Here is a 12428-nt window from a genome sequence, read left to right on the forward strand (position 1 = left end):
GGCTTCAATCCCCCTTCGCTTGGAGCACCACCGTGGCGGCGGCGACGTCCGCATCGTGGGTCAGCGCGAGGAAGGCCTCCAGCCCTCGCGCCTCCATGACCTCCAGGGCCACGCCGGACAGTGCGAAATAAGGCGCTCCGCCCTGCCGCCGGACCTCCATGTCCTTCCAGCGGATGCCCGGCGGGGCGCCCAGCGCCTTCACCAGAGCCTCCTTGGCGGCGAAGCGCGCGGCATAGGCACTGGCCGCGTCACTGCGCCGGCCGCAGAGGGCCCGCTCCGCCTCGGTGTAGACGCGGTTCAGAAAGGGCTCCGCGCGAGGCCCGTCCAGGATGCGCTGGATGCGGGAGATGGAGCAGATGTCCAGGCCCAGGCCGCGGATTCCCATGGCGCCCTACCCCGGGTTGCGCATGATTTCGAGCATCTCACGCACCGCCCGCTCGAAGCCCACCAGCACCGCGCGACCGACGATGGCGTGCCCGATGTTCAGCTCGTCGATCTCGGAGATGCGGGCAATGGGGTGCACGTTGTCGTAGTTGAGCCCATGGCCCGCGGCCACGCCCAGGCCCAGCTTGGTGCCCGCCTTGGCCGCGTCGATGATGCGCGCCAGCTCCCGGGCCCGCTCCTTCTCGTTGCGCGCCTCGCAGTAGCGGCCCGTGTGCAGCTCGATGCGGTCCGCGTTCACCTTGTGCGCCGCCCGCACCTGGTCCAGGTCCGGGTCGATGAAGAGCGAGACGGCAATCTCGCCGTCCTTCAGGTTCTTGATGATCTTCGCGATGTGCTCGCGCTGGTTGGCGACCTCCAGGCCGCCCTCCGTGGTGAGCTCCTCGCGGCGCTCGGGCACCAGCGTCACCACGTCCGGCTTGTGCTCGTAGGCGAGCTTCACCATCTCCGCGGTGGCGGCCATCTCCAGGTTCAGGAGCGTCTGCACCGTCTCACGGAGGATGCGCAAATCCCGGTCCTGGATGTGACGCCGGTCCTCACGCAGGTGGATGGTGATTTGCTGCGCGCCGGCAAGCTCCGCCAGCGCCGCGGCCGTCACCGGATCCGGATACGTGGTGCGCCTCGCCTGACGCAGCGTCGCCACATGGTCCACGTTGACACCCAGTCGCTGTCCCATCGACCGCACCTCGCTCATGCGCGGCCATGGGATTGTCGAAAGGCCCCGGTGCGCGCCGGTCCTTCTTCACGCTGGCTGCGTCCGGAAGTCAACCACCGTTCGCAGCGGCCCTCAGACGCTGAGGGCCTTGGACAGCGCGTCCGCGATTTCCTTCGCGTAGGCCTGATTGCGGGCGGCGTCTTCGCCCTCGATGAGGACGCGGGCCTTGGGCTCGGTGCCGGAGAAGCGCACCAGCACCCGGCCGGTGTTGCCCAGCCGCTGCTCCACACTCTTGATGACCTTCATCACCGTCGGGAGCTCGCCCAGCTCCTTCTTCTGCTTCACGACGACGTTGAGCAGCGTCTGGGGCACGGGCTCGAAGATGGAGGCCAGCTCGCTCAGGGGCTTGCCCGCCCGGCACATCACCGCCAGCAACTGGAGCGCCGCCAGGGTTCCGTCCCCCGTGGTGGTGTGGTCCAGGAAGATGAGGTGGCCGCTCTGCTCGCCGCCCAGGTTGTAGCCATTGCGGCGCATCTCATCGACGACGTAGCGGTCACCCACGCGCGTGCGAGCCACCTTCACGCCCCAGCGCGCCACCGCGCGCTCCAGGCCGATGTTGCTCATCACCGTGGAGACCAACATCTTCTTCTTCAGCTGCTTGCGGGCCACCAGCTCGCCCGTGCAGATGGCCATGATGGCGTCGCCGTCGACGACCTTGCCCTTCTCGTCCACGACGATGAGGCGGTCGGCGTCACCGTCCAGGGCGATGCCCAGGTGCGCGCCGTGCTTCACCACCGTCTTGGCCAGGTTCTCCGGATAGAGGGCGCCACACTTGTGGTTGATGTTCTTGCCGTCCGGCGAAACGCCGAGCGCAATCACCTTGGCGCCCAGCTCCTCCAGCACGGCGGGCGCCGTCTTGTAGGCCGCGCCGTTGGCGCAGTCGACGACGATGGTCATCCCCTCCAGCGTCAGCTCGCGCGGGAAGGTGGCCTTCAGGAAGACGATGTAGCGGCCCCGCGCGTCCTCCATGCGGAAGGCCCGGCCAATCTTCGTGGCCGTGGGGCGGATGGAGTCGATGGAGCCGCTGGACACCAGCTCCTCAATCTTGCCTTCCGTCTCGTCCGGCAGCTTGAAGCCGTCGCGCCAGAAGAACTTGATGCCGTTGTCCTCGTAGGGGTTGTGGGACGCGGAGATGACAGCGCCCGCGTCCGCCCGCATGGAGGTGGTGATGTTGGAGATGCCCGGGGTCGGCAGCGGCCCGACGAGCTCCACGTCCACGCCCATGGAGGTGAGGCCGGAGGCCAGCGCCTGCTCCAACATGTAGCCGGACAGCCGCGTGTCCTTGCCCACGATGACGCGGTGGCGGTGCGGGCCGTTGCGGATGAGGAACGCGAGCGCCCGCCCGAGCTGCATCGCGACCTCGGCAGTCATGGGATAGACGTTCGCCTTCCCGCGAACACCATCCGTGCCGAACAGCTTCTGGGAAGCCTGCGCCTCCTTCGGAGGCATGTTCATCCTGTACGCCATGTGTGCCGCTCCGCCTTTCCCACGCCGGGCCTGCGCCGGCCTCTCGACGTCGGGGCTTATACCCCGCCCACCACCCGGGCTCGAAGTTAGGAACCCATTGCTCCCTGGGCAACCACCCAGGCATGCGGGCCGACGCAGACTAAAAGAGGTTGCGAAATCAGTACCAACCGAATCGCAGCCGTCCATACACGGCGGCTCGGGGAGCGGCCAGCGGAAGGTGAAGGTTCCCGCCACAGCTTGAGGGCTGTAAGCCACACCTTGTTACCGGGCGTAGAACGTTCCTCCGTCTTCGCACCTCCGGATGGCGTCCGCGACGGCCAGCGCGTCCCGGGCCTCGGTCACGTCATGGACGCGGACCACGTCGGCCCCGCCCAGCGCCGCCATGGAGGCCACCGAGCCCAACGTCGCCGCCAGCCGTTCGGAGGCAGGCTTGCCGCCCGCCAACCGGCCGAGGAAGCCCTTGCGGCTCGTGCCCACCAGCAACGGCAGCCCCAGCACGCGCAGCTCCGGGAGGCGGCGCAGCAGGAAGAGGTTGTGCTCGAAGGTCTTCCCGAAGCCGATGCCGGGGTCCAGGAGGATGCGCCCCCGAGGGATGCCCGCCGACTCGGCCCGGAGGATGGCGGCCTCCAGGAAGGCCAGCACGTCCTCGACGACGTCGTCGTAGCGCGGCGCCTGCTGCATCGTGGCCGGAGTGCCCTGGATGTGCATCAGACAGCAGGCGGCGCCGGCCTCGGCCACCACGCGGGGCAGGCCGGCATCGGAGCTGAAGCCGGTGATGTCATTGATGAGGTGCGCACCGGCCTTCAACGCCTCGCGCGCCACCGCGGCCTTGGTGGTGTCCACGGAAAGAGGCACATCGGTCCGGGCCCGGAGGCCCTCGATGACGGGAATCACCCGCGCCAGTTCCTCGTCGGCGCTGACCGGCAGGGAGCCCGGCCGGGTGGACTCGCCGCCCACGTCGAGCAGGTCCGCCCCCGCCTCGGCCAAGGCCAACCCGTGGGCGATGGCGGCGTCCGCCCCGGCATGGCGCCCGCCATCCGAGAAGCTGTCCGGCGTCACGTTCACCACGCCCATGACGTAGGTGCGGGAGCCCCACTCGAAGCGCCTTTCGCCCAGCGTCAGCACCGCGGGCGCCACGCCCGCGGCCAGCGCGGACGCCACCGCCGATGCCAACGCGGACAGGCCCCGGGCGTCGGCGCGAGCAGCCGTCACCAGCCGCTGGAACTGCTCGGCGCGCCCCGTCAGCAGCCCCGTCCCTGAACGGGAATGGACGTCCCCGGGAAGCCATTCGGGGAACGCCTCAGACAGCGTCTGGAGGAAGGCCTCGTCCTGGGGGCTCAACCCGGTGAGGAGGAGCCGAGTGAATGGCAGCGTCTCCAGCAGGGCCCATTGCGTGGCCTCCGTGAGCCCCATCCGCCGGAAGGCCAGGATGAGGTCCTCCGGGTGCTCCGAAGTCAGGGGGCGGGCGCGAATCATCGGGAGGCTCCAGGGAGGGGACCGCGTACCGCCACCAGGACGGGACGCGCTTCCCTACCCTACCGCTCCCGAGCGCGCCCGGGGGCTCAGGCTTCGAGCGGCTCGGTCACGATGTCCACCGTGGACGTCGTCATCAGCTTGTGGATGGGGCACTGCGCGACGGCGTTGTACAGCCGCTGCGTGTCCGCCGGCGACAGCGCCCCGTGGAACGCCAGCTTCACCTTCAGCGTGTAGGTGCCCTGCCGCTCCCGCGAATCATCCCGTTCGACGTGCGTCTCCACACGCTCCAGGGCCAGGCCGTAACGCTTCGCGTACCACGTGGCCGTCAGGGCCTTGCATGCCGCCAGCGCGGCGTCGAAGTAGTCGTGCGGGCCGGGCGCGGAGTCCTCTCCGCCCAGCGCGGGGGCCACGTCCGCATGCAGGGTATGGGTGCCGGTCTGCAGGACCTGGCGAAACGCTCCGGGCTTCTCGGTCTGGGTGTGGGTCGTCATGGGGGCTCCGGGAGAAGAAGGTGGACCGGAGGCCCGGTGAAGGCGCCTCCGGAGCGGTCCGCGTGGGTGGCTCAGGCCGCCTGGTCGGCCTGCGCCTTCACCGCCTGGACCTCGATGGCGATTTCAATCTTCTCACCGACGAGCACGCCGCCGGCCTCCAGCGCCTGGTTCCACGTCAGGCCGAAGTCGCGGCGGTCCACCGACGTCTTCGCCTCGAACGCGGTCTTGACGTTGCCCCACGGGTCCTTGGCCCCGCCGAGCTGCTCGGCGTCCAGCACCACCTCGCGGGTGATGTCGCGGATGGTCAGGTTGCCCGTCACCTTCAGCCCGTTGCCGGACGCCTTCTCCACCTTCGTGCTCTTGAACGTGATGGTGGGGAACTTCTCCACGTCGAAGAAGTCCGGCGAGCGCAGGTGGTTGTCACGCTGATCGACGCCGGAGTCGATGCTGGCCGTCTCGATGGTGACGGCGACGGAGGACTTCGTGATGTCCTGCTCGTCCAGCGAAATGGCGCCGCTGTACTTGCGGAAGCTGCCGCGAACCTTCGCGATGACCATGTGGCGGACGGAGAAGTGGATGGCGGAGTGGGTGGTGTCGATGTTCCAGGTCGTGGTGGCCATGAGGTGCCTTCCTTTTTGTGTGAAGCGGTGTGTTCGACGAGGAGGAAGGTAGCGGGGCCCCCCGGGCTTGATTAGATGGGCCAGACTGGAAGAACTGTTCCACCCACGGAACAACGCTCCGGGAAGGACGGGAGATGGACCTCAACGAGCTGCTCGTCTTCGCACGCGTCGTCCAGGCAGGCAGCTTCACCGCCGCGGCGCGTGGGCTGCGGATGCCCAAGTCCACGGTGAGCCGGAAGGTGTCGGAGCTGGAGACGCGGGTCGGCGCGCAGTTGCTCCAGCGCACCACACGCAAGCTGCGGCTCACCGACGTGGGCCGGACGTACTACGAGCACTGCGCGCGCATCGTCGCGGAGGCGGAGCAGGCCGAGCTGGCCGTGACGCGGATGCAGGCCGCCCCCCATGGCCTGCTGCGCGTGACGACGCCGCTGACGTTCAGCTTCATCGGGCCACTGGTGTCCACCTTCATCAAGCAGTACCCCGAGGTCCAGCTCGAGCTGGTGTGTACCGACCGCAACGTGGACCTGATGGCGGAAGGCTTCGATGTAGCGATTCGCGCCGGGCGGCTGGCGGACTCGTCACTCATGGCGCGGCGGCTGGGCATCGTGGAGCGCGTCGTCATCGCGGCGCCCAGCTATCTCAAGGCGCGCGGGACGCCCAAGGCGCCGAAGGATTTGGAGAAGCATGACTGCCTCCTCTTCGGCGCGGGCCTGGAGAACAACGTCTGGACGCTCCACTCCGGCAACCGCTCGGTGGACATCAAGGTGCCCGCCCGAATCGTCGTGAATGAGCCGGACATGCTCTACGCGGTGGCGCGGGCAGGCTCCGGCATCGCCCTGCTCCCCAACCTCCCCTTCACCTCGGAGCTGGCCGCCGGGCGCTTGCAGCGCATCCTGCCGGACTGGAGCTCCACGGGCGCCCCCGTCCACGCCGTCTACCCGAGCACGCGGCACCACTCCCCCAAGGTGATGGCCTTCGTGGAGTGCCTGCGCGAGCACTGGCCCATCCCCGGCTGAACAGGACGTCGTTCCATCCGTGGAACGATGCTTCCCATTGTCCACGCCTAGTCCCGAAAGGCCCTCACGCACATCATGACTCTCGAAACAGCGGCCGCCATCCAGGTTCTGCCGCGGAAAGGAACGCCATGATTGCCATTCGCCCCTCGGAAGCCCGCGGTCACGCCAACCACGGCTGGCTGGACTCCCACCACACCTTCTCCTTCGCCAGTTACTACGACCCGGACTTCATGGGCTTCCGAGCCCTGCGCGTCATCAACGAGGACCGCGTCGCGCCCCACGAGGGCTTCGGTACGCACCCTCACCGGGACATGGAAATCATCACCTACCCGCTGAGCGGCGCCATTGCCCACCGCGACAGCACGGGCGGCGAGGGCCTGCTGCGCGCCGGTGAAATCCAGCGGATGACGGCCGGCACCGGTGTGCTGCACAGCGAGATGAACGGCGCGGATGAGAACCTCCACTTCCTGCAGATCTGGATCATCCCGGACCGCAAGGGCCTGACGCCTGGCTACGAGCAGAAGGCCTTCCCGGAGGCCGAGCGCCAGGGCCGCTGGCGGGTGGTGGCCAGCCCGGACGCCCGCGACGGCAGCCTCACGGTGCACCAGGACGTGGTGCTTCACGCGACGCTGCTGGGCACGGGCGAACAGGCGACGTACACGCTCGCTCCGGGCCGCCACGCCTGGCTGCAGCTGGCGCGGGGCAAGGCCACGCTCAACGGCGTGGAGCTGAAGGCGGGGGACGGCGCCGCGGTGGCGGACGAGTCGCAGCTCGTCCTCTCCGCCACGGAGCCGGTGGAAGCGCTGCTGTTCGACCTGGCCTGAGGCCACATCGCTGAACGAAAGAGAGCACGACATGAGCCGGGACGACTTGAACGCGGGGCAGCTTCCTCCTTCGATGGAGACACTCATCGTCGCGCCCTCACGCGACCTGGGCGACGGGTTCGAGGTGCGGCGCGCGCTGCCCTCGGCCCGCCGCCGGATGGTGGGGCCCTTCATCTTTCTGGACCAGATGGGCCCCGCCGGCTTCCAACCCGGCCACGGCCTGGATGTGCGACCGCATCCGCACATCGGGCTGGCGACCGTCACCTACCTCTTCGACGGAGAAGTCATGCACCGGGACAGCCTGGGCACCGTGCAGCCCATCCGCCCCGGCGCGGTGAACTGGATGACGGCGGGCAACGGCATCGTCCACTCGGAGCGCACCGGCCCCGGCCCACGCGCCGCGGGCAGCAAGCTCTTTGGCATGCAGGCGTGGGTGGCGCTGCCCAAGCGCCACGAGGAGACGGCCCCAGCGTTCGTCCACCACCCCGAGGACCAGATGCCCGTCCACGAGGGCGAGGGCGCGCGGATGCGCGTCATCACCGGCACCGTGCACGGTCAGCGCTCGCCGGTGCAGACGCTGTCGGACATGTTCTACGCGGACGTGGCGCTGGAGGCCGGCGCGCGCTTCGTGGTTCCGGCCGAGCACGAGGAGCGGGCGATGTACCTCGTCCAGGGCACCGTGGAGGTGGACGGCATGGCCTTCGAGCCGGGAGAGCTGCTCGTCTTTCGGCCCGGCGGTGCCGTCACCCTCCGCGCCACCGCGGCGGCGCGGCTGCTGGTGCTCGGCGGGGAGCCCATGGACGGGCCGCGCTACATCTTCTGGAACTTCGTCTCCAGCTCGAAGGAGCGGCTGGAGCAGGCAAAGGAGGACTGGAAGGCTGGCCGCTTCGCTGCCGTCCCGGATGAGACGGAGTTCATCCCCCTGCCCGAGGCCCCCCTCCCCGTGCGCTACCCGTAGGCGCGCGGACTCCCGGAAGCCCGCAAAGCAGAAGGCCCTTCCCACGCTTGCTGGGAAGGGCCTTCTTCATTTCAGCTCAACCGCTGGAAGGGCGTGACGCTCAGGCCTTCTTCGGCTCCATCGTCGGCAGGCCCTCGAGCGCGTCGAGAATCTTCCGCTTGTCCTTCTTCTCCGTCGCCTTCGGGGGCGCATTCACGCGCGGGGGCGGACGCTCACGGGTCAGCTGACCACCTTGGAGGAGGATGTTGACGTCCTCGGCGTCCAGCGTCTCGTACTCCACCAGCGCGTCGGACACGCGGCGCAGGGCCTCGATGTTCTCCGTCAGCAGGTTCTTGCCGCGCTCGTAGCAGCCCACGACGATGCTGCGGACCTCGGCGTCAATCTGCCGGGCGGTGTCCTCGGAGTAGTCCTTGGACGAGTTGAAGTCGCGGCCCAGGAACACCTCACCGTCGCTCTTGCCGAACGCCAGGGGGCCCATCTTCTCGCTCATGCCCCAGCGGCACACCATGGCGCGGGCCGTCTCGGTGGCACGCTCGATGTCGTTGGCGGCGCCGCTGCTCATCTCGTTGAACATGAGCTCTTCGGCGATGCGGCCGCCCATGGCCATGGAGATCTGGTCCAGCATCTGCTTCTTGTAGCCGTTGACCTTGTCCTCGGTGGGCAGGCTCCAGGTGACGCCCAGGGCCTGGCCGCGCGGGATGATGGTGACCTTGTGGAGAGGGTCGCAGCCCGGGAGGAGCTTGGCCAGCAGCGCGTGGCCCGCCTCGTGGACGGCGGTGTTCTTCTTCTCCTTCTCGGTCATGATCATGGAGCGCCGCTCGGGGCCCATGAAGACCTTGTCCTTGGCGGCCTCGAAGTCGCTCAGGTCCACGCGCTCCTTGTTCTGCCGCGCGGCCATCAGCGCCGACTCGTTGACGAGGTTCTCCAGGTCCGCGCCCGTCATGCCCGGCGTACCGCGAGCGATGACCTCCAGGTCCACTTCCGGCGCCAGCGGCACGCGGCGGGTGTGCACCTTCAGCACGCCCAGGCGGCCCTTCACGTCGGGACGCGGCACCACGATGCGCCGGTCGAAGCGGCCGGGACGCTGGAGCGCCGGATCCAACACGTCCGGACGGTTGGTGGCGGCAATCAGGATGACGCCGTCGTTGGACTCGAAGCCGTCCATCTCCACGAGGAGCTGGTTGAGCGTCTGCTCGCGCTCGTCGTGTCCACCGCCCAGGCCCGCGCCACGGTGACGGCCCACGGCGTCGATTTCGTCGATGAAGATGATGCAGGGGGCGTTCTTCTTTCCCTGCTCGAAGAGGTCACGGACGCGGCTGGCGCCGACGCCCACGAACATCTCCACGAAGTCCGAGCCGGAGATGGAGAAGAACGGCACGCCGGCCTCGCCGGCCACCGCGCGGGCGAGCAGCGTCTTGCCCGTTCCCGGCGAGCCCATCATCAGCACGCCCTTGGGAATGCGGCCGCCCAGCTTGGTGAACTTCTTCGGGTCCTTGAGGAAGGCGACAATCTCCTCGAGCTCTTCCTTGCACTCGTCCGCGCCGGCCACGTCCGCGAAGGTGACCTTGTTGTGGCTCTCGCTGAGGAGCTTGGCCTTCGACTTGCCGAAGGTCATCGCCTTGCCGCTGCCACCCTGGAGCTGGCGCATGAAGAAGATGAAGAACAGGAACAGGAAGACGACCGGCATCCACTGACCGAGGATGGTCAGCCAGAGGCTGTTCTGCTCCTCCCGCTCGTACTTCACGTCCACGCCATTGCTGCGGAGCTGGTTCAGCATGGCCGCATCCGGCGCCGGCCCCGTCGTGCGGAACTTCTCCGACGTGTCGGTGAACTTGCCGGAGTAGGTGTTGCCCTTGACGGCAACCTCCTGGACCTTCTTCTCCTCCACCTTCGTCAGCAACTGGGTGAAGGACGGTTCCTGGACCTGGTCGTTGCCCTGGGAGAAGAAATTGTAGAAGGCGACGAAGAGGACGATCAGGATGACCCAGAGCCCGATGGTCTTGTAAGTCGAACGCACGTGTCAGCTGCCCTTTCGGAACTCGGCGGGATGAGGGCCGCGCTGGGAAGAACCCCAGCTTTATCCATCACTTGGCCGACACCAGGCGAGCTACCCAGCGACGGACCGTATCAGCAACAGCAAAAAGCCCTCAACTATTTAGGGGGCCGCGCCCATCCCCCGAACTGCGACTCTGCCACTCTATAACGCCGCGGTCCGCTGAATGCTCGAACCGGGAGGGACCGCCCAGAGGTACTCCCTGGCGGCCGCACGCGGAGCCACCGGAGACCAGAGGCCGGGGAGCCACAACACCTGCCCCTCGGCATCCGCCACCACCGGCCGCGTGGCCCGTGCTTCTGCGGGCACTCGAAGATCAACCAACACATCTTGGAGCTTGCGTTGTCCCCCGGCAGTGCACACCCGATCGCCGGGGCGGCGTGTCCGCACGGTCAGCGGCCAGCGCGTCCCGTCCCCGAGCGCCAGCCCGAGCACGCCCGCAGGTGGAGGTGCGAACTCGACGGAAAAATTCCAGCCCGTCCCCACGAGCGCGCCCCGCGAACCCGCGTGCTCCAGCCGGAGTTCAGCCGGTGGGTTGGACGGCACCTGCCGCACGCAGCGCACCCGTCCGCTGGTCGCGCGCAGCACGTAGCCCCTGCCCAACGTGGCTGTGCCGCCCTGGGCCACCGCGCGCTGCACGCGGGCCAGCGTGGCCTCATCCACGGCGGCCTCCGTGCCGGCCACCAGCCGGGCGAGCACCCGCCGGCGCAGCGCGGGCTCCAGCGCGCGCACGCCCACCGCATCCAGCGCGCCATCCTCCAGGCGCAGCCGGTCGAAGGCCGCGTCCGCCATGGACGCCAGCAGCGACTCGTCCTCCGCGACCACGCGCGCGAAGGCGGCCAGGTGCCCCTCCACCGCGAAGCCGGCGGCGCGCGACAGCGCGGGTAGCACTCCAAGGCGAACGCGCGTCCGGAAGTGGACAGGGTCGGCGTTCATCGGGTCTGTCACATAGGCGACACCCTGTTCCGCCAGGAAGGCCACCACCTCCTCCCGCGTGCACGACAGCAGGGGACGCACCAGTCCGGGGCGCGCTTCGTGGATGCCCACCGCGCCGCGCAGGGCGGTGCCTCGGGCCAGGCGCATGAGCAGCGTCTCCGCCTGGTCCGTGGCGGTGTGCGCGGTGGCCACCACGTCCAGGCCCCGCCCGAGGCGGAGCGCCTCCAGCGCCGCGTAGCGAGCCTCCCTCGCGCGCGCCTCGATGCCGGCCCCTGGATGCAGCCGCAGCGCCTGGACGTGGCAGGGCAGCCCCCGCGCGGCCGCCAGGACGGACACCTGGCGGGCCTCCTCCACCGCTTCGGGACGCAGGCCATGGTCCAGCGAGGCCACCTCCACGCGAAGCCGGAGTCGCTCGGCGACGAGCGCGGTTCCCACCAGGAGGGCCGTGGAGTCCGCGCCGCCGGAAACGGCGAGCAGCACCGAACCTCCCTCGAGTCCCAGCCGGGTGTACGCCTCTTGAAGCGTCGTCGTCAGCAGCTGCGTGGCGGAATCGTGACGGGGCATCGGACTGCGGTGGAATGGAGTGTCGGGTGAGCGGGTTACAGAGGCACGTGCGGTTGAAGGCAGGGGGGCTGATTCTTATGATCGCCACAACATCGAATCGGCGTTGATGCGGTAGCGGAAATACACGCGGCCGCGAACGCTGTTCTTGAGACGGTCGGATTTTGAGCTGTTGGACCTAGGGGTCCCCCCCCTCCCCCTCTGGGTCCACGGGCCCGCCTGGAGATTTCCCCGGGCGGTCCCTCTTTCCGAAGCGCCCCGGACTCCCTCGTGGAGTCCGGGGCGTTTCCTTTTTCGCGCATGGTTGCACAGCTTACGTGCAACTGGACGAGCACGGGGACGGACCGTGCGACCTCGGAATGAGTCCTTGGAAACCGTTGACCCACTTGGGAGTCTGTCGGATAACGGCCCAGGTGTGTTCAGGTCGTCACCCCGAATCCGCCCCGGAGACCCAAGTATGGCAGGCACCGACAAGCGCAAGCAGTCGCTGTACTTCCCCGAGGAGATGCTGAAGGAGATCCAGGAAGAGGCGACCCGCCAGGACCGCTCCCTTTCCTGGGTCGTGCAGCAGGCGTGGAAGATCGCCCGCGAGCGCATCAAGTCGTTCCCCGCCGTGAATGACGTGACTGGCGACGAGCGCCAGGACCCTCGGGAGGAGTAACGACGGATGGCTACGACGGACCATCGTAAACAGAGTCTGTATTTCCCCGAGGACATGCTGGAGGAGATCCAGCGTGAGGCGACGAGGCAGGACCGCTCGCTGTCCTGGATTGTCCAGCAAGCGTGGAAGGTGGCGCGCGGGGACATCCGGAAGATGCCGTCGGTCAACGACGTGCTCAGCCCGCCTCCTCGTCCCGCGGCCCCCGCGCC

At 68.5% G+C, this 12428-nt stretch carries 13 protein-coding genes; 5 read left to right on the plus strand and 8 right to left on the minus strand.

Annotation, left to right across the window (positions count from 1 at the left end; translation table 11 throughout):
• Positions 1-4: 4 nt before the first annotated feature.
• From acpS to FMP39_RS24085, 6 genes are all read right to left on the minus strand, one after another.
• A complete protein-coding gene (gene acpS, locus FMP39_RS24060; protein ID WP_141592569.1) occupies positions 5-385 on the minus strand; it encodes a holo-ACP synthase in 381 nt (126 codons plus the stop codon).
• A 6-nt stretch (positions 386-391) separates the two neighbouring features.
• Positions 392-1117, minus strand: coding sequence for a pyridoxine 5'-phosphate synthase (locus FMP39_RS24065; protein WP_026113891.1), 726 nt, complete (start codon positions 1115-1117; stop codon positions 392-394).
• 111 nt (positions 1118-1228) lie between these two features.
• Positions 1229-2623, minus strand: a complete 1395-nt coding sequence (gene glmM, locus FMP39_RS24070) for a phosphoglucosamine mutase (RefSeq protein WP_141592570.1) — start codon at positions 2621-2623, stop codon at positions 1229-1231.
• Between the two features lie 261 nt (positions 2624-2884).
• Positions 2885-4099 carry a dihydropteroate synthase gene (folP, locus tag FMP39_RS24075; RefSeq protein ID WP_141592571.1) on the minus strand — a complete coding sequence of 405 codons (1215 nt, stop codon included), beginning with the start codon at positions 4097-4099 and terminating at the stop codon, positions 2885-2887.
• Positions 4100-4185: 86 nt separating this feature from the next.
• Positions 4186-4590, minus strand: coding sequence for an OsmC family protein (locus FMP39_RS24080; protein ID WP_141592572.1), 405 nt, complete (start codon positions 4588-4590; stop codon positions 4186-4188).
• 71 nt (positions 4591-4661) lie between these two features.
• Positions 4662-5210, minus strand: coding sequence for a YceI family protein (locus tag FMP39_RS24085; protein WP_141592573.1), 549 nt, complete (start codon positions 5208-5210; stop codon positions 4662-4664).
• Between the two features lie 134 nt (positions 5211-5344).
• On the opposite strand from FMP39_RS24085, the gene FMP39_RS24090 reads away from it, so the two are divergent.
• The 3 genes from FMP39_RS24090 (at position 5345) to FMP39_RS24100 (ending at position 8008) form a co-directional block, all read left to right on the plus strand.
• The gene (locus FMP39_RS24090) at positions 5345-6226 is read left to right on the plus strand and encodes a LysR family transcriptional regulator (protein WP_141592574.1); all 882 of its coding nucleotides are present in this window, start codon (positions 5345-5347) and stop codon (positions 6224-6226) included.
• Positions 6227-6354: 128 nt separating this feature from the next.
• On the plus strand, positions 6355-7050 hold the full coding sequence (locus tag FMP39_RS24095) for a pirin family protein (protein WP_141592575.1): 696 nt from the start codon (positions 6355-6357) through the stop codon (positions 7048-7050).
• 31 nt (positions 7051-7081) lie between these two features.
• Positions 7082-8008 (plus strand): pirin family protein, encoded by a 927-nt coding sequence (locus FMP39_RS24100; RefSeq protein ID WP_141592576.1) that lies wholly within the window; start codon positions 7082-7084, stop codon positions 8006-8008.
• 100 nt (positions 8009-8108) lie between these two features.
• Here FMP39_RS24100 and ftsH read toward each other — a convergent pair whose 3' ends face one another.
• Positions 8109-10025 (minus strand): ATP-dependent zinc metalloprotease FtsH, encoded by a 1917-nt coding sequence (gene ftsH, locus FMP39_RS24105; protein ID WP_090490779.1) that lies wholly within the window; start codon positions 10023-10025, stop codon positions 8109-8111.
• Between the two features lie 180 nt (positions 10026-10205).
• Positions 10206-11561 carry a tRNA lysidine(34) synthetase TilS gene (gene tilS, locus FMP39_RS24110; RefSeq protein ID WP_141592577.1) on the minus strand — a complete coding sequence of 452 codons (1356 nt, stop codon included), beginning with the start codon at positions 11559-11561 and terminating at the stop codon, positions 10206-10208.
• A 454-nt stretch (positions 11562-12015) separates the two neighbouring features.
• On the opposite strand from tilS, the gene FMP39_RS24115 reads away from it, so the two are divergent.
• A complete protein-coding gene (locus FMP39_RS24115; protein WP_002638649.1) occupies positions 12016-12219 on the plus strand; it encodes a TIGR04563 family protein in 204 nt (67 codons plus the stop codon).
• A 6-nt stretch (positions 12220-12225) separates the two neighbouring features.
• Positions 12226-12428 (plus strand): TIGR04563 family protein (locus tag FMP39_RS24120; RefSeq protein WP_141592578.1); only part of this gene is annotated, 203 nt, incomplete at its 3' end.

It is taken from the genome of Myxococcus sp. AB056, assembly GCF_006547365.1.
GTDB lineage: Bacteria > Myxococcota > Myxococcia > Myxococcales > Myxococcaceae > Myxococcus > Myxococcus virescens.

What these genes read in the sequence shown, in the direction of transcription:
- FMP39_RS24095 (WP_141592575.1), top strand. Translation starts at nt 6,355, where the DNA reads ATGATTGCCATTCGCCCCTCGGAAGCCCGCGGTCACGCCAACCACGGC.
- FMP39_RS24085 (WP_141592573.1), bottom strand. Translation starts at nt 5,210, where the DNA reads ATGGCCACCACGACCTGGAACATCGACACCACCCACTCCGCCATCCAC.
- glmM (WP_141592570.1), bottom strand. Translation starts at nt 2,623, where the DNA reads ATGGCGTACAGGATGAACATGCCTCCGAAGGAGGCGCAGGCTTCCCAG.
- FMP39_RS24100 (WP_141592576.1), top strand. Translation starts at nt 7,082, where the DNA reads ATGAGCCGGGACGACTTGAACGCGGGGCAGCTTCCTCCTTCGATGGAG.
- acpS (WP_141592569.1), bottom strand. Translation starts at nt 385, where the DNA reads ATGGGAATCCGCGGCCTGGGCCTGGACATCTGCTCCATCTCCCGCATC.
- tilS (WP_141592577.1), bottom strand. Translation starts at nt 11,561, where the DNA reads ATGCCCCGTCACGATTCCGCCACGCAGCTGCTGACGACGACGCTTCAA.
- FMP39_RS24080 (WP_141592572.1), bottom strand. Translation starts at nt 4,590, where the DNA reads ATGACGACCCACACCCAGACCGAGAAGCCCGGAGCGTTTCGCCAGGTC.
- folP (WP_141592571.1), bottom strand. Translation starts at nt 4,099, where the DNA reads ATGATTCGCGCCCGCCCCCTGACTTCGGAGCACCCGGAGGACCTCATC.
- FMP39_RS24065 (WP_026113891.1), bottom strand. Translation starts at nt 1,117, where the DNA reads ATGGGACAGCGACTGGGTGTCAACGTGGACCATGTGGCGACGCTGCGT.
- FMP39_RS24090 (WP_141592574.1), top strand. Translation starts at nt 5,345, where the DNA reads ATGGACCTCAACGAGCTGCTCGTCTTCGCACGCGTCGTCCAGGCAGGC.
- FMP39_RS24115 (WP_002638649.1), top strand. Translation starts at nt 12,016, where the DNA reads ATGGCAGGCACCGACAAGCGCAAGCAGTCGCTGTACTTCCCCGAGGAG.